This is a genomic window from Janthinobacterium sp. PLB04 (assembly GCF_021165895.1).
GTDB lineage: Bacteria > Pseudomonadota > Gammaproteobacteria > Burkholderiales > Burkholderiaceae_D > Janthinobacterium > Janthinobacterium lividum.
The window spans coordinates 4,073,614-4,093,067 of record NZ_CP088968.1 but is presented as its reverse complement, the minus strand read 5'-3'; the positions used below and the strand labels follow the sequence as shown (position 1 = coordinate 4,093,067).

Here is a 19,454-nt window from a genome sequence, read left to right as displayed (position 1 = left end):
GAGAGCGGACATGTCTGGATTATTAGTTCATACGGAGCGGCTGGATGAGGGGCAGTATTTGGGCTTGCTGATTTCTGTGTGGCAGGCGCTCACAGAGTAGCATGCTCGAACGACGTATTAGTGTAGGAAGGTTCAGCGCTGTAAAAAGATAACTCTCGGTGATGTAGGATTGGAAAGTGAGTTTTGCGAGCTGGTTCGTCTCAATAAGCTCGCAACAGAAAGTCATTACAGTAGAATACGGCACCATCACTTGCGGCCAATTAGTCGACGGCGTAGATGCGCACGACCGCATAACCCGCACCCCTTTTTGCTGGCAACTGGAATACACGCGGCGCCTCAGGCATGAACTTGGGTCTACCATCCTCAATCAGCCCTAAGCCGTCTGGGTTCCGCGCGCTCGGCACCACAAGGCAATCTAGCAAGGGCTTTTATCCGCTGTAGGCGTTATCCCAGTCCAAACTTCCAGCGCAATATCGCTCTATCTCCAGTGCACTCCTGGCAATCGGTGCCGCAGGCACCTTGCCGCCAATCGCCGCCAACACACTGGCGCGCCTGCCGTTGCGCAATTTTTTGTAGGCATGGAAATGCATGCCTTTGATGGCATTGCTTGAGGGCGGGGCTGCGAGCAGGTGGCGCTCGTAAATGAGTTCGCTTGGGGTGTGAGATGACCAATGCTAGGGAGGCATACGGCGTGAGGTACCCTGACTTTTTCGGACACTCTAGTTTGGTAAACTTCACCAACTGGAGAACTCATGACACGCTCAACAACATACACACCGGAGCTTCGGGAAGAAGCGGTAAAACTGGTCCTGACACAAGGCCTGACGCTGGAAGACGCCGCGTTGCGTCTCACCATTCCCAAGGGCACGCTAGCCAACTGGGTCAGTGCGGCAAGGCGCGGCACGTCGCCCAAAGTGGCCCCTGGTAGCCGCTCCGTGCCGGAGCTTGAGGCTGAGGTAACCAAGCTGCGCTAAGAGCTTGCCGAGGCACGCATGGAGCGCGATATCGTAAAAAAAGCGGCAGCGTACTTTGCGCGGGAGTCGCTGCCAAGTACGCGGTCATGAAGACCTTGCGACTCGAATTTCCTTTCACCGTCATGTGCCGCGTCTTTGGCGTCTCGCGCAGCGGTTTCTACGCTTGGGCGAACGGCAAACCGTCACAGCGGGCGCAGGACGACGCGCGCCTGAAGGTCGCCATCGAGGCCGTGCACGCGCAGAGCCGGCAGACTTATGGCCCGTTGCGCATGCAGCCGGAACTGACGGCGCAAGGCTTTCCGGCCGGCCGTGACCGTATCGTCCGGCTGCGTCGCGAGCTCGCCCTGCGCTGCAAGCAAAAGCGCAAGTTCAAGGCCACCACGAACTCGAATCATGACTTGCCGGTGGCCGACAACCTGCTCAATCAGACCTTTGCACCGACCCGTCCGAACGAAGCCTGCGTGACCGACATCACCTATGTGGCCACCGGCGAGGGCTGGCTTTACCTGGCCGGTATCAAGGACGTGTTCACCTGCGAGCTGGTGGGCTACGCGATGGACGAGCGTATGACGCAAACGCTGACGGCAACGGCGCTGTGGAAGGCCGTGCGCAACAAACGCCCCGCGCCGGGCCTGATTCACCACTCCGACCGTGGCAGCCAGTACTGCGCCCATGACTATCAAAAACTGGTGACCCAGTTCGGCATGAAGCCGTCCATGTCGCGCCGGGGGAACTGCTATGACAACGCGCCCATGGAAAGCTTCTGGGGCAGCTTGAAAAACGAGCTGGTGCACCATCAACGTTATGCCACCCGGGCCGACGCGAAAGCCGCAATACAGGAATATATCGAAAGCTTTTACAACCGCCAGCGACGCCATTCGCGCCTCGGCAATGTTCCGCCCGCGTTGTTCGCTGAAAAATTCAGCAAACAGCCACGGGTGGCTTGAAACAAGAGTGTCCGCTATTGACAGTACACCTCACGCTCGCGCATGCGGCATCGTCACCGTCCGTCAGCGACCAGGTACGGCGAAGGGCGTGGTATTTATCACCCTAGAAGATGAACACGGGACCGTCAACGTCATTTGTTGGCCTAGCCTCGTCGAGGAATACCGCCGGGAGGTTATGAGCGCTGAACTGTTGGGCGTCTACGGCATATGGCAATCTGAAAGCGGTGTGAGGCACTTGGTCGCGAAGCGCCTAGTAGACCTTAGTCATCTGCTCGGTGAAATTCCGACAAAATCGCGGGATTTCCAGTAGGCCTGTCGAACGGCCGCTTTCGCCCAGAGCGGACATCTCGGTAAAGAAGATTCAACGCCTTTTAACCGGATATTGTTGTAGCTTTGGACATCCCCATGCGATATATTTCTGGCACTGTCGTATGAAACAATAGGCCATCCACCCGCGCACAAGAGGACATTTAACAATGGCGGTTCCCACTGACCCAACCGAACAAAAACGACATTTGCTCGTCCCCCCGTACTCAGCTAACGATTTCGTCAATGGGGAATTCGTTTATCTACCAGACACATCGATAGAGGAATCACGGTTCGGAACAATCGTAGAGCGGAACGGGAAGTGGTTCGTCGTCTTCCCGCCAACAGAGCTCGCAAAACCATGCGACGAATTTCCTCTCGACGCGTACCCCGAACGCCTTGGCCGTGCCATCCTTATTCAATTCGACAAAACGAGAGTGTCACCTGGAGCCGCTGTCGTTGATAGCGCATCCTGGCTCGATATCAAAGAGGCAATTCTATCGGCTCTGCGTGCTGCACCTTTGTACCGGCTACGTATAGACGAGATAAGAGAAAAGCTTGATGACAACAAGCAAATCGACCACGATTTGGTCGAAGACGTCCTTCGGATGTGTGCCAGCACAGGTGTCACGACAGTGACTAAGGACAAAGGCGGAACTTGGTACAACCAGTCTGAACTGCTTAATAAATACACCGAGCGGCGCCGGTATTTGGCTACCTTTTCCGAAGAGCTTTTGGTCAAAAGCCGCCGTATCGACCACCTAATTCAACATACTGGGACCGTCGGAAGCTATCGAGAGGGCCTTCTGCGTTCCTTGCTACGCCAAGTCGTCCCACAACAATATGAGGTCAGCACCGGTTTTTTGGAAAACTGTCCCCGCCAGCTAGATATCATCATTTGGGACGCACATCGCTACGGTGCTTTATTCCGAGACGGCGACATCGTTGTCGTCCCTTCAGCAGCGGTAAGGGCTGTCATAGAAGTTAAGACCACACTCGGAACTCAGCCGCTTGACGAAGCCCTCGAGATTCTTGACGAAGTTATGCGCATTGCCCCACCGCGTGTGCCAATATTTAAAGGAATTTTTGCGTTCGAATCGGAGTATGAAAAATCGAAGACAATAGCCCAACGTGTAAAAAATTTTCAGAACAGCCAAATGCCTAACGGGCTTTTCACACGAGAACATCAATATCTCTTTCAGGGAGTTCAGGCGATATGCGTTCCAAAACGTCATCTTGTTCGGAACGTATGCAAGAGAGCGATAGACACAGCAATTGCGTATCCGCAGCCAGCCATGGAGTGGTATGAGACCATCGAAGCTGAAGATATGACGACCGCGGCGTTCATCTACGACATCCTCATGTTTCTCGACATCGAGCCGACCGCAAAACGCACTCAGCTTGAGTTGTTCTGGCCCCTCCTGCATGACCTAAGTGCTGCAGAGTCTGTGCAATTATTCGCTGACACTTGGCAACCACGCCACGTACATAATGACCTCATCTGGACTGGAACCCCAATAGGTTCCGACAGATTCGTCGATAAGTTTCACGGGTACCGTAGCGGCCAAATCAGTGCTGAAGAACTCGTCACTGATTCATAGAGGGCACCGGTTGCAGAGCGGCCCGCACGACATGCGGCGCCGCTCGGTGCTGCTTTGCGAAGATGCGCTGGCGACGTGCGCAAGTGACCGAATTCGGCCGTTGGCCAAGAGCATACCACCTCGCTCTGCTGAAAAATGCGCTAAAGCTCACAAGCCCGAGCCGACGCGCTGTACGAGAACGAGTGGGAGCGTTCAACGCGATAGGATGACGGTGGCCGGTTCGAATCGGTGGTAACTTTGGGAATGGATAGCGGCGGCGATTAGAACACTCTGTTTCCGCAGCAGCCTGAGTGGTTTCCTTCCAAGCTGGCAGCAGCCCCTTTATGTTAGCCTTAGCGCATGCAGATGAGTACTCACCAGGGAGCTTAGACATGTGCGTCAACTACATCACGGTGTCTCGCCAAATTTCGTTCGACTGGTTCAAGACCCCCCTGGAAGTCAACGACGAATGGCGCGATGAAGTCTATAAAGACCGCTTCGCGCCGTTTATCGTCCACGATGACCAGGGAAACCGAAAAGGCTTGGTTGGTTCATATGGCTTCGTGCCACAGCGACATCGCCCATTCAAGAAGCTGACGCCGGAAGAAAAAGCTAAATTCGACACGAAGGTAGCAAAGGCTCTGGCTCAAGGGAAGCCGACACCGGAGCCTCCACGCATTCGGATGGACACGATGAACGCGCGCGCGGAAGAAGTTGGGAGCAAGCTCAACTATAAGCGGTTTTGGCTGCAGCAGCAGTTGTGCATCGTGCCCGCGCTAAGGGTATTCGAACCGAACTGGGAAACGGGCTTGCACGAGCGCTGGGCAATCGAGCTCGCCGGCGCCGAGCCTATTGGGCTGCCTGGGATGTGGCGAACTTGGGAAGAGAAAGATGGCACCATCACTCACAGCTTTACTCACTTCACATTGAATGCCGACGACCATCCATTACTCAAGCGATTCCATCGGCCAGGGGAAGAGAAACGAGGCGTAGCAATTCTTCGACCAGAATATTACGATGATTGGCTAAGCTCGACAAATCCAGAGTTTGCGCGAGTCCTCATTGAGCTGCGTTCAGCGACAGAGCTGCACGCGTTTGCGGCACCGAAGGTAGCTTTGGACGACGACGTAGAGGATGCTCAGGGTCCTGCTCTGACAACTCAAGTTGCGCTGCAGGCATGTCTATTTTAAGTCGGCCACAAAGCGAAACTGACAAGTTTCGTGTTGGGCTGGCAGGCTAAATTACGTCGTTGCTGGCTGTGAAGCTAGTAGCAAGTACGAACTGTCATCCGATTCTCGAGCTGGCCGTACGCCAAGCTTTTTAGCGCCCAAGCTAAGCATACTTCTTGTTATGTCCTTTCGTAACCCAGTGGATAAATACCAACACGTACTGCGCATCGACAGTTCGCCGACCGGTTTTGGGTAAATAGCGTGTCGGTAATTAGGTCCGGGCTGGAAATCTATGGAATCGCGACTCCGTAACTGACGCAGGCAGATGCTTGAAGGAGCATGACGCGATACCAGCACCGTCTGCGACATACTACTTACTGATGCCGGTAATTTGATGCATGAAAATCGCACTGGTCTCCTACAGGACAATTACTACACAGGTCGTTCCCGAGCTTGAAGCTGGACAGTGAAAGCGCACCTGAGTGGCCGAAAACTAATACAATTTTTTCGGTACATAACTACTAGGTCGAATCAGGTGATAGCATGGAAACAAGCCCCACTGTGGCCGTCAGGAGCTGCAAGTACGCAAACCCTAGTTCCAATTACAATCAGAATAAGGACTCTCTATGAAATGGCTTAGCGCTCTAGGGCTTGAACAATGGGCCGAAAAACTGAATGCAAAGTCAGACTTTCCTGGTGTCGTACTCGACTTAGTCAGAGCATCTGCAGAGAATTTATCGTCTTACCGTTTCCCGCAAGGAGACAAGGGCCAAGTTAGAGGCTACGACGGACTTGTAGAGTGCGAACGCGGTGACGCATTCGTGCCGGCTGGCCGCTCTATCTGGGAAATCGGACTCGATAAGGACTACGAGCGCAAGGCGAATGGCGAATACAAAAAGCGTACCGCAGCATTGACGCAGGAAGAACGAAGTGAGCTGACGTTTGTATTTGCCACCCCACGCAGTTGGAACAAAACGCCACAGCAGCGAGAGAACTGGGTCGCTAAAAAGAAGGCGCTAAAAGAGTGGCGCGACGTGCGGTATATCGATGGCGTACAGTTTGAACATTGGCTTGATGAGCATCCAGCAGTGGCGGCACGATACGCTAAAGAGTTCGGTTTCGTACCTCAAACGGGTGCATCAAGCGCAGACGAGTTTTGGGAAGAGTATTCGCAACGATTTAGTCCTCCGCTAGTAGAAGAAGTGCTACTTGCTGGACGAGAAGCTCAAGCAGAAGCATTGCTGAGAAAACTCTGTGAAAAAGGAAGCAAACTAGCCTACGTCGCCGATACGCCTGATGAAGTCATCGCGTTTGCGATTGCAGTAGTTCGCAAGGCTCCACAAGAGATACAAAAATATTTGAATTCGCGCATGATGGTTGTTGATAGTGAACAAGCCGCACGATTTCTTAAAACCAGAAACGGATTAATTTACCTTCCGCGAGGGCAGGCGCGCAAGCTGGCAGGAACGCTGGAATCAGCCGGCACAACCATTATTAATGCGGGAGTAGCGGAGCCGCGTGCATCGCATCATGTTGTGCTGGCCCGTCCGAACAGCACGCAACTAGGCGCAGCTCTTGAGGTGATGGGATTCAGGTCTGAAGGTTACGACAGAGCCCGACGTTGCGGGCGCAGCTTAGCCGTCCTTGCCCGCCAGATTCCTAGTGCCACCGCCGAATTACCCGAGTGGGTTGCTCATGCTGAAACGCTGATGCCTGCTATGCTAGCAGGCGCATGGCAAGCTTCCGAACCAGACAAAAGCATTCTCGTCGCTCTAGCGGGCAAAGATAAGTATGAGACTGTAGAGGCACCACTTCGCAAACTATCTTGGCTCAATGACCCACCGGTCGACCAAGTTGGTGATGTGTGGGCCATGCGCTCATCTGTCGATGCATTTTTACACCTAGCTCGGTATATCGGACAGGAACATCTTGAACATTTCGAAAAGCAAACCAAACTTCTATTTTCTGAGGAAGTGCAAAGGCCCCGTCCCGAAGATTTATTCAAACTAAATTCAGAAAAAAAGGAGGCCTACAGCAGCTGGCTGAAGGAAGGCGTCATGACGACACTACTGCACATGAGCGTCTTGCATGAAGAAGCGAACTTCTCCGTTAGAGGGTCGACACCGAAAGCTTTCGTGAACAGCTTGGTGGGCTCTTTGCCAGGGCTACTGGACTATAAATTCTTTGCAAGCTTTAAAGAAAACATGCCTCTCTTGGCTGAGGCTGCCCCAGACCCTTTTCTGGAGGCCCTCGAGCAGATGCTCGAGGGTGACGGCGCTAGCATCAAACCAATTTTCGAGGAAACAAAATCCTTTTTCACCCCCGAAAGCCACCATACAGGGCTGCTATTTTCCTTGGAGGTACTCGCATGGGACTTCAAGTATCTGCTTCGTGTAGCAATCTGCCTTGCAAAGTTGGCGATAATTGACCCAGGTGGCTCATTGTCTAATCGGCCAATCAACAGCCTGCGAGAAATTTTCTTAGCCTGGAATCCAAACACCAATGCGACAGCAGCCCAGCGAAACGGAATTTTAGACGCGCTTATTAGAACTGTTCCCGATATCGCCTGGCCCTTACTTGAGAAGCTTCTCCCAAATCATCGAGCCATTTCCTGCAACACGGCAAGACCAAAATTCGGTGAGGCAGAACCTGGTGGAGGTGAAGAGCTTAATTACGCTCTCGTCTGGTCAAGTGAACTATTGGTGGTCCAACGTGCGGTTGAGTATGTGGGTACCGATGAATCACGGTGGATTGCCTTGATTGACAGGTTGAGAGAGTTGCAGCCCGATGCTTTTGAGGTCGTTATGAAGGCTATGGAGCCAGTGCTGAATCGTGAATCGTTAGCCGGCAACTCAGCCATATGGGATGTTCTAAGAAAAGAAACAAACCGTAACCGTGCTTTCGCTGATGCAGATTGGGCACTGAATACGGAGAACATTGCTAGGCTTGAAGATTTGGTCGAAAAATATTCCCCACAGGACCAGGTTACCGTCGCCAAATGGTTATTCGACGAATGGATACCTTCCGTACCTGGACTCGTGGAAGATACACACGACCCCATGAAAGCGATTGAGGACGCGAGATTTTCCGCGCTGTCAGGCGTCTTCAGAGAACGTGGTATCGCCGGCTTGATTAGGTTGGCAAACGTCTCAACACTACCACTTCAAATGCAAGAGGCGTTGTCCAGACTAGACCTTGCCGTCGAAGATATCGAGGAAGCTCTTTACCTATTGATTGTAGAGCGTGGAAATGCCTTTGCTCTTGCAGCATTCTTCGTAGCACACGGTATTCGGAAATTCAGTTATGATTTTTTATTTAATGTTCAATCACTCTGCATATCAGTCGACTTGAGCCCGAAGGAATTTGCGTCACTCTTGGTCGGCCTGAACGAAACTCGCATTACTTGGGAATTCATCTCCGCGTTAGGAAAAGAAATCGAAGACGAATACTGGAAGCAAAAATTTTCACCCGTATTCACGGGCTCTATTGAAGATTTGGCATTTCTGCTGGAAACGTACGTGGGGCACGGCCGTGCACTCGGTGCGCTGGAAGTTGCGGTGCGTAGAGTAAAGGATGTACCCACCTCAACCCTCTTACGATTGCTGGACCTTTCCTTAAAAGAAGTCAACGCAGCCGAGCATAATATTGGGCCGATTTTCGGCCACTACGTGGGTAAAGTTCTCGATTCATTGTCCACCCGAGATGATGTCAATGAAAACGATTTGGCCAGCAGAGAATTTGCCCTCTTGCCTGTGTTACGAAAGAGCAAACGGCCCTTGGCGTTACATAGTTTGATTAAAAAAAGCCCTTCACTTTTTATCGATGCCGTATGTGCTGTCTACAAACCAGATAACGCGGATGCCGTTCAACCTTCCCCCGACTCATCGGCGCTGGCACTAGCACGCGCAGCGGGAGAATTACTGCGCAACCTATCAACAATACCCGGGCAGGTAGGGCAAGATGTCGATTTTGATGCGTTAAGTTCATGGTGTAATGAAGTACGTCAACAGGCGCTTAGCCATCATCGCGCCACGGTTACGGACTTAAGCATAGGCCGCTGGTTAGCCCACTCTCCTCCAAGTGTCGAAGATGGTGCTTGGCCACACCAATCGGTTAGACGCGTTCTTGAGGAGAGCGCCGCCAATAATATCGAGCGTGGCATCCAAACTGAGCGCATCAATATGCGAGGAGCCTTCTCTAGAAAACTGGGAGAGGGTGGCGAACAAGAACGTGGCCTAGCTGAACAATATCGTAGTTGGGCCTCGGCCATGTCTCAGTACCCACGGACCGCAGCAATGCTAGCAGCAATTGCTGAAAGCTGGGTTCGTCAGGGCAAAGAAGCAGATTTGCGAGCAGCGCAGCAGGAACTGCGAGGATGACCCGTCAATCCGAAGCTGCCTGTCCGCTTTGCGGCGGCAGCAATCTGGCGCCCGATGCCATATCAAGGTGGGTCCTCCCTCGCATTCAATGGAAATTCCGAGATTTGGTGTCCAGCTCCCCAAGCAAGTGGCTCAGGTCCACAAGCCTCTTTGCAACCAGGTGCCGTACGTTGCGCTCGCACTGCCACACTACGTAGACGTCAAGTAGCTTGGCACCCATCAGCTCCCTGCGCTGCTGCTCGACAAGGTTGGGCCAGCAAATGACCTTCACGGTGCCGGATTCATCTTCAATGGTCACGAATATCACACCGTTGGCAGTCTCCGGTCGCTGGCGAACGGTGACGATGCCGCAGCTGCAGGCCAATCGCCCATTGTCGAATTGGTTCAAGATTTCTGCCGGGAGGAACCTCATGGCGGCGAATCTCTTGCGCAAGAGCGCGAGCGGATGCCGTCCCAGCATTAAGCCCAGGTGCTGGTAGTCGGCCACGATATTTTCGGCTTCACTCGGCGCGTCCATTTTTGACAGGCTCTTCAATCACCGTAGCGGACCGTAGGAGCCCTTTGCCAAGCACGCTGGCAACTGCCCTCCCTCAGTGCCTGGCGGCGATTGCCTGACAGCGATTCCGGGGCGCTGGCGCTCGCCAGTGCGTTAAGGTAGCATGCATTCAGATTCGCCCGTGATGCTAGGTCGGCCGTGGTTTCGAACTGCTGGATGGCGCGCGCCTACTCAGTGCGCCAGGCAGTCTCTTGCTCAAGGCCTTTAATGTTGTTGAGGCCCAGACGAACGGCCGGCTGCGAACCTTTTGCAAGGAATTCAAGCTGTGCATCTCAATTGCTAACGGACATATCGACAGGGCGCACCACGACGCCGTGGCGGCAGGCATCTTGCACGAGGAAGGAACACCAGTAGAAACCCCTCGACTGACTGTTCAACAGCGCGGTCAGGAAAGCTGCGGGCTCATGGCACTTCAGCCAACTTGAGGTATACGCCAGGAGCGTAAAAGAAGCGGAATGAGACGCGGGAAAACCGTACTCCCCCCTAATTTGGCGGATGATTGATGTCGCGAACTCGGTGCTAGAGTAATCGTGCTGCAAGAAGAAGGCCGGACCTGGAGCGACCCAAAAACCGGAAGAAGGGTTGATTTCAAAGGGCTTCTGGCAATTTTGAGCGAGATAGCCTTACGGCTGGAGTCTCGAGACCGGAGCCGCTACCTTCGAGTCATCGGAATCGACACCACGAAGCCGGAGAACTTCCGTGTCGCTGCGCAGAAATCTCCCGCGAAGTCGGAGAAGCCGAAGCCTTCTAGGGAGACCATGGCTCCATTAAAGCGCGTCCTTGCGGCAAAGAAGGCCGTGACCAGGGAGTCAAAGGACGCGGTGGATGCTGTGGTAATGCAGGGAATCGACGAAAAATGATGGTTTGCCGCCGGCGAGGTAACCGCTTTGAAGTACTCTGATGTACACGACTCGTTTGGAATCAACCGGGTTGTGCCGACCGAAATGCTACTCCGCGGTAGTTAGGACCAGTTGGGTTGTTGAAGCCCCAGCGCATTACAACAGCGGGCGCACCCGCGCCCACCTCCGACATCGCAGAGTCTTCCGCCCGGCCTGACTCGGATATTGAACGCCGAGTCAGTAAGGATAGCGAGGCCAGAGTACGCATGCACGAATCCCCTAGCTGTCATAGGGATTCTCCGGCTGATTTTGTCGTCAAATAATGCCAGACTTTCGAACAAAAAGCCCCTTGCAGCGGCTCTCAAATCGAAGGCGCCCCTGCCAAGCAATTGGGGTTACAATTCTGCGTCATGACTTTATTAATAATATTGCATTTATGGAAATTGCACTGTTCAAAAACCGGCTGGTCCCTGTTGGAGTTTTCCAGCGCCAGAAGACGGCGCCAAGTGAACAAGCGACCTGTCCGGCTTGCGGCGAGAATTTATTTATCTCTGCAGCAAACAGTATGGTTAAGACCGCGAGCTTTAACCACTATGCCCATCCTGACGAAGACTCTCGTTGTTCTCTGTCGTATCAATATCATCCAACGTATAGCTGGCTGAAGAACGTTCCGCAGGAACTGTCCGCAGAGCGTGCCGCGTTGCTGAAACACGAATTTTTTCAGGCTGAAAATCTGCGGCGCGCCTTCACCTTCCTAACCTCGCTGACGGGGAAAGGCGCAGTCACCAGCCCTGTCTTTTCACTACTTCTCCGGAAGGCAGACGAGTTCGGAATTTGGAGATATTCGGGCCTCCCTGTATGGGCGGTCCCTTATATCCTCCTCACCTTTATTGACTTCGTGGTGCGGCCTACGGCTAAGCCCGTCTTCGTGCTCCGCTTTATTGTGGAAAAGCCCCCGCGCTCCAAGCTAACCACAACGTGGCTGCAGCCGGGGCAGTGCAAGCTAGCAAAGTACTTCGTGAACAAGGGTAAAGCTAACAAGTTGTTCGGTGCGGCCGGCGCCGGGAAGGCCCCACTGGTCCCTGCGCGTAATCCCAATCCCCTTACGTTCTCTGAGGAAGAGTTCAAGCGAATAACGGCCGATACCTCATGGATAGGTGACGGACTCAACCATCTCCTTGAAGAGATGCAGATGGAACCGGAGCAGGGGGGAGCCAACGGCAACGCCGATGAGCCAACTACGGCAGTCCTTTCGCACGCAGTTAAACCCGCCTCTACCCATAAAGACACCACAAGGCAAAAACCTGGACACTCGCCAACTGCAGCCACAGCAGTCACCAGTCCAACGCATTCTGTAGGGCCTGACTCGGGCGCAATTCGACAGAATTCCGACGCTGGGGTTGCAGTGAGGGCGCTGCGGCCGGCGTATCAGAAACCAACAACTCCGGAAATATCGAGGCCGAAGGTTCGACCGATACCGCCTTCTATTTCGTCTACATCGCCACCATTACCGCTATCGCCACCGGTACTGCCACTCAAACCGCTTCTCCCGCCGCAATCGTTGCCGACCGAGCCTTCATCAGTCGCGAACGTGCCAGCACAGGCAGCTAAGACTTTGGTTCCACCCAAACCAGTCCAGCCTAGAAGTTCAGTTTTTCCACCGCAGAGTGCGCCAGTACCCAAGCAGATTCCAGCACAAGAGGGGCTTAGGTCCGTTTTAGTCAAGTTGGCGAAGTGGTTTTTTAGTTAGGTCGGCCAAGCCTAGGGCTGTGTAAGCGGCGCACTGAGATTGCTTGTTCCTCAAGCGGGAGCCACGAAAACCGCATGTTTACTAGCGAACGAAAACCGTATTCACCACGGCAAACCAGGCATGGAAGTACAACAGCGGCTTGCGGCCGCCCGAACGGTGGCGCCAAACCGAGATGGCCGCGTTCTAGTAATTGGCGACTCCATGAATGTCAATGGTCGCCATCACCTCACCAGGCAGACGCCGGGAGCCACCTCCGTCGAGGCGGTCGACTTGAAAGACCTGTTGACCTTCGCGCGTCAGTTCGACTTAGCGAGTCCCAACGCGCTTCGGCCGCTGGCCGAGTTCGCCACTTCGTTGATGACCGAGGTGGGGACTGCGAACTTGCTCGCGCGGGTAGAAACAATACGAGGAGGCCGAGCTCGCACGCCCGCTACGCCTGCAGAAGCCGCAGCAGTGACGTTCGTGAAGACTCCCAACCACACGACCTCGATTGACCTCTTCCAGTCGCTTGCAGACCAACGCGGTGCGCGTGTCTACCGCCCGCAAGTACTGCACTGCTGTATCTCAGCGCTGAGAGCAGCTGGGGAGAAGGCGGGTTTACTGGCGCGGCGATGCAGATGCGCGAGCGCAACCACCATCTGGGTCGGCCGCTGGGCCGGCGCGCCGTTGGAAGCACACTTTTACTGAAAGGGCTGGAGGCCGATGTTGCGGTCATTCTTGAGCCCGAGCGCATGACTGCGCAACACCTCTACGTGGCCCTCACGCGAGGCGCTAGGCAAGTCGTGGCTTGCTCGTTGACGCCTTTGCTAACTCCCGCCCCGGGCCGCTAGCGAAAGCTCATTCAACAACTGATTCATCCGGTGATGGTCGGGCCTCAACGAGCTGGACGAAAGCCGCCTGAGTGCGGCTTTCGTTAACCAGCGGCGGATGGGGGAGCCTGCCATCCGACCAGTTCGGCGGTTCGGCGCATTACCCACTTGGCCTCTGGCTCGGACACCCAGCCCGTTGCAATCAGCCGCGGCAAATATTGGTCGAGAATCTCAGTCTCTGACATGTGCGAGCGTTTCCCAGCCTTGGAGTCAAGGGACGATACGGCGAGTTGTTGCGCAAGGTCTTCGCAGTTGTTCCAGCGCTCGAGTAGCTCCGGCGGCGAGCAGCCAGGGCTGTAAAAACGGCCTTGGTACCGATTCATGGAAAATTTAGGCTGAGCGCCTGAAACGGCCCCTGAGTTGCTTGGACGTGGGAAATCTAATGGCAGCGCGGCAAAGAGCGCCGCTTCCGATTCGTCTTGCGGCTCATCGCCGAGTTCAATATTCATAGTGCCTTTTGCATCGATATTAGCCTCTCGCCATCATACTCCAGCGTCGAGTTCTCGGCCTAGAAGGCGGCGATGAATATCCTCGAATGGTCATGCTGGGTTGCGGATTCAATCGGTCGTCGCAACACACTGTTCAAATCGTTGAGCCGGTGTTTGGTAGTGTAGCGTCTTCCTGGGGCGCTCTCGTTTAGTGGTTTAGTTCTTCTCGTGGTTGACCAAGCAACGCTGGTGGCACACTTCACTTGGGCATTAAAACCGTAGGCTGGCTCACAGCGATAGAAAATGATTATCTGGAAAAAGTCGGAGGTATATCGGCCATTCGTTCGGCATTACCGATGGACTGGTTTGGCCTATTCAACTATGGGACTGGACTTGTCATCGAAGGCTGCGCCCAACCCGACGCCGCGCCTGCTGACTCGCCGATGCCCGCGCGGTTGGCAGTAGCGGTGGGGCTCTTCCCATGACCTACCTAGTTGCCCGGCAAACCGCCAGCAATGTCTCCAATGATTGCCACGCCGAGAAATAGCAACTGAACCTGCCCGTTACGCCAATTTGGCGAGAGCGTTCCGCTCAAAAAAGTTCACGTTGCTTGACAACAGGTGTCTTCGGTGCCGGCTCTCCACACATCAGGTCGGCCGGATACGGCTGAAGATATGTCCTCGCGCGTTCTGGGTCTTTGCAACCAAGCCACTCGTCGTAATCGCTAGTTGGGACAATGACTAACGAACGCTTTTCCTCGCCGGGTCGATGGAAGCGGCTCATGAAGGGATGGTCGTCGGCGTTAATGGTTAGCTGGGTGAACGAAAATGCTCTCTTCCCATCCTCCTCGACCCATTCCCGGTAGAGGCCAGCGACGGCAAATGGTTCTCCGTTGGCCATTCCAATAGACCATCGCACATGCGTTGGTTGTTCCCAGTTTGGCTCGAAGAAGCGGGCCATTGGAACGAGGCAAAGTTGAGACTTGGCCCAAGCGGACTTGTACGTCCTCAACTGGCCAACGGTTTCGGCACGGGCGTTCATCGTCGTGAGGCGCTGGCCGGGTGGCATGTGCCGCTTCGGGATGAACCCGTATGTGCCAGTTAGACCTTCGCGATTGCCGGTTTCGTCATGAACGATGATTGGACCAACGTAGTCCTGATAGAGCTCATCACGCCAATGGTCGCTTTCCTCCATTGACGTGCGGAAGAAGTCGAAGGCCAGTTGCCGTGAGACAGTCACGTAGTTGACGCACATGGCGTTCTCCGATTTGAATGCATATATTCGATTTTATCTGGCAATTGGGTCGGAGTGATACCTTTCGTTTACGCTTGCCTACTCACATTTCCTGCCGGAAAATATTAAGTATGATAGTGATAGGATAACGTACAATCGGCCAGTAGCAGACGTCGGAACTGACCATTGTTAGTAGCGTCCACGTATTACACTACGCCGTCCGAGGGAGAAATAGGACTATGCTTGAGAAGGTCATCTGCATCGACAATGTCGGTGTCATTAAGAAGGGTGTGCCCAAATCCGTAGACCTGCAAAAGGTTGTGCTCATCTACGCAGACAACGCCCGCGGCAAATCGACACTATCGTCATTACTCCTTGCCTGCTCGGATGCGAACGTTAACGACGTTGTAACCCGCAAAACGGTTGGCTCGACCACGGCACAGAAAGTCATACTACGCTTTAATCCACCAAGCGGAGCCTTCAACGCAGAGTTCGACGGCACTTTATGGAAGGGCCCAAAGCCTAATCTACACGTTTTCAACCAAGCCTTTGTCGAACGCAACGTCTTTGCAAGCACGGGAGTGTTACCCGAGCAGCGTGAAGCGCTTTTGACATTAGCGCTGGGTGATGCCGCTGTAGCTGAGCGAGCAACGTTTGAACAGCAAGCGGCCTTGCAGAAAGACTGCGCTGGCAAAGTAACTGCGGCAGAAGGTGCGCTTGTTGGATTCCGTGGAAATCATACGGTCGACCAGTTTATAGCCCTCGCACCTCTTGACGATGTTGACCAACAGCTCGCGAATATTGATAAACAAATTGGAGAATCCCGTGCGGCCGACCAGATTGCAAATCGCCCAGAGTTCAAAACAGTAGTAGTCCCCGCTTTCAACTTTGATGGGCTCCCTGAAGTCGTTGCAAGTTCTTTTGAGAGTCTGGCCGTCAAAGCTGAGGAATTGGCTAAAGCGCAATTCGCGAAGCATAACGGCTCAAGCACCGAGCGTTGGGTCTCTGAGGGATTGGAGCACAAGCCAGACAATGAGTGTCCTTTTTGTGGCCAAGAAACGAGTCAGTTGGAGCTGCTGAAGGCTTATAGGGCGTACTTCGACGGCTCCTACTCAGACCATCTTCAGCGAATTTCGTTCCTCCGAGAGGGCGTGAACAGTCGCCTCACGGATAGGCAATTGGTCTCCTGGAAAGCTACTCCCGAATTCAATGAGGGTCTGTTCAGCGTGTGGGCAGAGGGCCTCGGAATCCAGAAGGTGCCGCCCCTCAACTTTGACAATGCGCTAGTGGCCTTAAAAAGGATAAATGCGGAGTTGCTAATGCTAGTTGAGGCAAAGGAACGCAATCCGCTGGACGCGCTGGACCCAGCGCCTTTTGCTAATGCCATGATTGAACTTGATGCTCTTTCTGCCATGGCGGCGCGATACAATGTTGAAATCACCGCGCTTAATGAGATGGTTGCTAACTATAAGGCGAAGTTCGCTAAGCCCGATTTGGACGCCTTGACCATCAAGCGTGGTCAATTGGTGATTCGCAAAAATCGCTATGACGATAAGTCAATTCTCCTAATCGATGCGGTCAAGATTACGCGTGCTGACTACAAAGCGGCGGAGATGGCAAAGGATGCCGCTCGTGCTGAGCTGGACAAGCTTATGGCTGAAACACTGACAAAGTTTCAGCGGTCTATAAATGATTGGTTGCTCAGGTTTGCGACACCCTTTCAGATTGAGCAACTAGCACCGACCTATAAAGGCGGCGGATTGCGCTCCGAGTATGTCCTGAAAGTTCGCGGGGCGCGGGTAAATGTTGGCCCTGGCGCAGGAGGTGAGCTCCTTTTCCATTCGGCTTTGAGCGAGGGGGATAAGCGAACCCTTGCATTCGCTTTCTTTCTTGCTAAGCTTTTCGCGGCTCCCAATAGAGCCGGGGCGACCGTGGTCTTAGATGATGTATTCACTAGTCTGGACAAGCACCGGAGGCACAATACTATCGAGGGTGTACTTAAAATGGTGGCGGAGTGTGCTCAAGTCATCGCTCTAGGGCATGACGCTCACTTTCTTCGCGAGTTGAAGAAGAGGGTTAGTAGGAAAAAATTAGGCGAAGCTGTTGAACTGGCGTTGCATCGCGACGCCGAGGACTACAGCTACCTAGACAACTTCGATTTGGACGACTACTGTTCTTCGGAGTATTACAAGCACTATGTCTTAGTCGAGCGGTTTGTCAATGCCGAACCGTCAACTGCCCTGTTTGAGGTCGCCAAATCATTGCGCCTTCTCGTTGAAGGACACTTACACCGATGTTTCCCGAAGAAATTCAAGGAGGGGCAAACGGTTGGAGAAATGTTAGACCTCGTTAAGAACGCAACCGTACCGAACTCTTTGGTAAGGCTGCAGTCCCTTCTTCCCGAACTTATGAGTTTTAACGAGTTTGCCGCTGCGTTTCACCATGACACGTCTGGCGGGTTCCCGAGAACCGAAGTTAACGAAGCCGAATTACTTCCGTTCGCGAAAGGCGCCCTTGGCTTTATACAGATTCGCAGCTTTAAGTCGCTTTGATTTTCTGTTCTAAAAGGTAGCTTCGAGGAGCATGACCAAAAAGTATAAAAATCAAGCTACATAATATCCGCTGTGAGGCGGCATCGGTCATGCGTCAGTCGACGCTCCAGGGAGAAGTTATGTCATGGAACATAGTGCTTTGCCAGCTCGATAGTGCCGGAGTCGTCGAGTTTGGTATTCATCAGATGAACGAAAAAGCTGGTACTCCAAAGTGGCGCAGACACAATGGTGGTCCAAGGTCACGCTTTCGGAGCCTACGTTCTGCGCTTTTTTCACCCGACAAAGGCGCACGGGCTGCTTGTCTTTGTAAATCAACCTATGCCCAAAAACGGTATTCCGCAGGACCGACATCCGTGGTGCCTTACGTTGCCGTGTGGCTGAAAGGCGAAGCCCTTGGATTTCTTGTTCGAGCCGGCGCTGCTGACCCGGAGGTGACTTTGGTGCCTGTCCATGAGATGGACGCCATTGATAGCGGCGAACACGCGGTACTATTGGCGTCCCTTGCGCAGCTCTTCGGGTTGGGTGCTAAATCGTATGGAGTTCGCCATCTCGTGAGTGGAGCCGTCGAATAGAAGTGGATACCTGTAAGAGAACAGCAGTGTCTATTGAAATCGTGGCGATTCAAACGAAGAAAGATTCTATGAAGCTCATTTCAACCAATACGGCGCTCAGGTCCAACTTGATTCGGCTCATCAAGAAGTATCAGAACATCAGCTTTGGCACCGCATGGGCATCAGCGGGAACCGACGTCTTCGCCTCCCTAACGGAAGCCAGGACGAGAATCCGTGGCGCAGTCATCGGCACGCACTTTTACCAGACCGACCCCGACGTGCTGAACGAGTTCATTGACTCCACCACCGTCAAGTTTGTGTTGCAGCCTCATGGAGTCTTTCACCCCAAAGTATTCGCATTCTGGGACGATACTAAATGGGAAGTGCTCATAGGAAGCGCCAATCTCACCGCTGGAGCCATCACTAATAACAGTGAGCTGTCCATCCTCATTACCCATGCAGATGGCCCGCCAGAACTGTTGAGTGAGGTCCTACATGTCATCAAGGGCTACGCGTCCGATGCTAGGACCATAGGCCCGGAGGATGCCGATGCTTACCGCAGGATGTGGAAGCTCAAAACTCAAGTTAGAGAGAAGCTTGACGGCACCTTTGGAGGCATGCCCGCCACAAAGCCCGAAATTGACTCTCCCGTGATGTCCATGGATTGGAAGACCTTCTACACACGGATTCAGGAAGACAAGACCCACGGCTTCGATGAACGCCTTACCTTGCTGGACACCGTGGCCCGCGAATTCGCAAGCTACCAGCACTTCAATGACATCCCGTTCCAAGAGCGGCTCGGAATCGCGGGCCTGCGAAGCAAGGTTATCATGAATTCCGAGTGGTTCGGCAGCATGGTCGGAGCTGGCAAGTTCTACAAGCAGATGAACGCGAGTGAACCAGCCTTCTCCATCGCACTAGATTCCATCCCTTCTAAAGGGGCAGTAACCAAGGTTGAGTACGATACTTTTATCACCGAGTACCTCAAAGCCTTCCCCAACGGTAGAGACGGTCTCGGGACAGCCACCCGCTTACTATCCATGAAACGGCCAGATACTTTCTTGTGCGTGGACGGGGCCAACCTTAAGAAGCTGGCAAAAGATGTCGGCATGAAGCGAGCGGATAAGCTGGATTATGAGAGGTACTGGACTGAAGTTGTGAAGAGGCTTCAAGGGTCGCCATGGTGGAACTCGGTCATGCCCAGCAACGAGAAGGAAGCCAAGGCTTGGAATAGCAGAGCCGCGATGCTGGACGCATTGTTCTACGAAGAAATCAAGTAAGTTCCGACATTTTTTTAGTGGAGCAGCGGTAGTTATGAGCG

General features: G+C 53.6%; 11 protein-coding genes and 2 pseudogenes. 10 read left to right on the top strand and 3 right to left on the bottom strand.

Annotated elements, in window-relative coordinates:
* The first annotated feature begins 752 nt into the window (after window positions 1–752).
* From LSO07_RS18060 to LSO07_RS18040, 5 genes and pseudogenes are all read left to right on the top strand, one after another.
* Window positions 753–1,921, top strand: a pseudogene (locus LSO07_RS18060) (IS3 family transposase).
* A 34-nt stretch (window positions 1,922–1,955) separates the two neighbouring features.
* Window positions 1,956–2,231: pseudogene (locus LSO07_RS18055) on the top strand (OB-fold nucleic acid binding domain-containing protein); the annotation flags it as partial.
* 166 nt (window positions 2,232–2,397) lie between these two features.
* A complete protein-coding gene (locus LSO07_RS18050) occupies window positions 2,398–3,828 on the top strand; it encodes a DUF6602 domain-containing protein (protein WP_151096086.1) in 1,431 nt (476 codons plus the stop codon).
* A 371-nt stretch (window positions 3,829–4,199) separates the two neighbouring features.
* On the top strand, window positions 4,200–4,997 hold the full coding sequence (locus LSO07_RS18045) for an SOS response-associated peptidase family protein (RefSeq protein WP_191909707.1): 798 nt from the start codon (window positions 4,200–4,202) through the stop codon (window positions 4,995–4,997).
* 605 nt (window positions 4,998–5,602) lie between these two features.
* Window positions 5,603–9,355, top strand: a complete 3,753-nt coding sequence (locus LSO07_RS18040; RefSeq protein WP_151096080.1) for a hypothetical protein — start codon at window positions 5,603–5,605, stop codon at window positions 9,353–9,355.
* A gap of 85 nt (window positions 9,356–9,440) precedes the next feature.
* On the opposite strand, the gene LSO07_RS18035 is transcribed toward LSO07_RS18040, so the two are convergent.
* Complete coding sequence (locus tag LSO07_RS18035) at window positions 9,441–9,872, bottom strand: OB-fold nucleic acid binding domain-containing protein (protein ID WP_151096078.1); 432 nt, start codon at window positions 9,870–9,872, stop codon at window positions 9,441–9,443.
* A 569-nt stretch (window positions 9,873–10,441) separates the two neighbouring features.
* Between LSO07_RS18035 and LSO07_RS18030 the strand changes: the two genes are divergently transcribed.
* Entirely contained in the window at window positions 10,442–10,771 is a 330-nt protein-coding gene (locus LSO07_RS18030) for a hypothetical protein (protein ID WP_151096075.1), read from the top strand.
* Window positions 10,772–11,186: 415 nt separating this feature from the next.
* Window positions 11,187–12,500 (top strand): hypothetical protein, encoded by a 1,314-nt coding sequence (locus tag LSO07_RS18025; protein WP_151096072.1) that lies wholly within the window; start codon window positions 11,187–11,189, stop codon window positions 12,498–12,500.
* Window positions 12,501–13,413: 913 nt separating this feature from the next.
* On the opposite strand, the gene LSO07_RS18020 is transcribed toward LSO07_RS18025, so the two are convergent.
* Window positions 13,414–13,818 carry a hypothetical protein gene (locus LSO07_RS18020; RefSeq protein WP_151096069.1) on the bottom strand — a complete coding sequence of 135 codons (405 nt, stop codon included), beginning with the start codon at window positions 13,816–13,818 and terminating at the stop codon, window positions 13,414–13,416.
* 242 nt (window positions 13,819–14,060) lie between these two features.
* Here LSO07_RS18020 and LSO07_RS18015 point away from each other — a divergent pair, with 242 nt between their 5' ends.
* Window positions 14,061–14,282 carry a type VI immunity family protein gene (locus tag LSO07_RS18015; protein WP_151096066.1) on the top strand — a complete coding sequence of 74 codons (222 nt, stop codon included), beginning with the start codon at window positions 14,061–14,063 and terminating at the stop codon, window positions 14,280–14,282.
* 106 nt (window positions 14,283–14,388) lie between these two features.
* Here LSO07_RS18015 and LSO07_RS18010 read toward each other — a convergent pair whose 3' ends face one another.
* Window positions 14,389–15,051: an SOS response-associated peptidase gene (locus LSO07_RS18010; RefSeq protein ID WP_151096063.1), complete on the bottom strand. Its 663-nt coding sequence runs from the start codon at window positions 15,049–15,051 to the stop codon at window positions 14,389–14,391.
* Between the two features lie 218 nt (window positions 15,052–15,269).
* Between LSO07_RS18010 and LSO07_RS18005 the strand changes: the two genes are divergently transcribed.
* Both LSO07_RS18005 and LSO07_RS18000 read left to right on the top strand, forming a co-directional pair.
* On the top strand, window positions 15,270–17,582 hold the full coding sequence (locus LSO07_RS18005; RefSeq protein ID WP_151096060.1) for an AAA family ATPase: 2,313 nt from the start codon (window positions 15,270–15,272) through the stop codon (window positions 17,580–17,582).
* Window positions 17,583–18,180: 598 nt separating this feature from the next.
* Window positions 18,181–19,413, top strand: coding sequence for a phospholipase D family protein (locus LSO07_RS18000; RefSeq protein ID WP_151096057.1), 1,233 nt, complete (start codon window positions 18,181–18,183; stop codon window positions 19,411–19,413).
* Window positions 19,414–19,454: the final 41 nt, after the last annotated feature.

Excerpts from the sequence above, each read along its gene's own strand:
- LSO07_RS18050 (WP_151096086.1), top strand. The coding sequence starts at position 2,398 with ATGGCGGTTCCCACTGACCCAACCGAACAAAAACGACATTTGCTCGTC.
- LSO07_RS18045 (WP_191909707.1), top strand. The coding sequence starts at position 4,200 with ATGTGCGTCAACTACATCACGGTGTCTCGCCAAATTTCGTTCGACTGG.
- LSO07_RS18040 (WP_151096080.1), top strand. The coding sequence starts at position 5,603 with ATGAAATGGCTTAGCGCTCTAGGGCTTGAACAATGGGCCGAAAAACTG.
- LSO07_RS18035 (WP_151096078.1), bottom strand. The coding sequence starts at position 9,872 with ATGGACGCGCCGAGTGAAGCCGAAAATATCGTGGCCGACTACCAGCAC.
- LSO07_RS18025 (WP_151096072.1), top strand. The coding sequence starts at position 11,187 with ATGGAAATTGCACTGTTCAAAAACCGGCTGGTCCCTGTTGGAGTTTTC.
- LSO07_RS18020 (WP_151096069.1), bottom strand. The coding sequence starts at position 13,818 with ATGAATATTGAACTCGGCGATGAGCCGCAAGACGAATCGGAAGCGGCG.
- LSO07_RS18010 (WP_151096063.1), bottom strand. The coding sequence starts at position 15,051 with ATGTGCGTCAACTACGTGACTGTCTCACGGCAACTGGCCTTCGACTTC.
- LSO07_RS18005 (WP_151096060.1), top strand. The coding sequence starts at position 15,270 with ATGCTTGAGAAGGTCATCTGCATCGACAATGTCGGTGTCATTAAGAAG.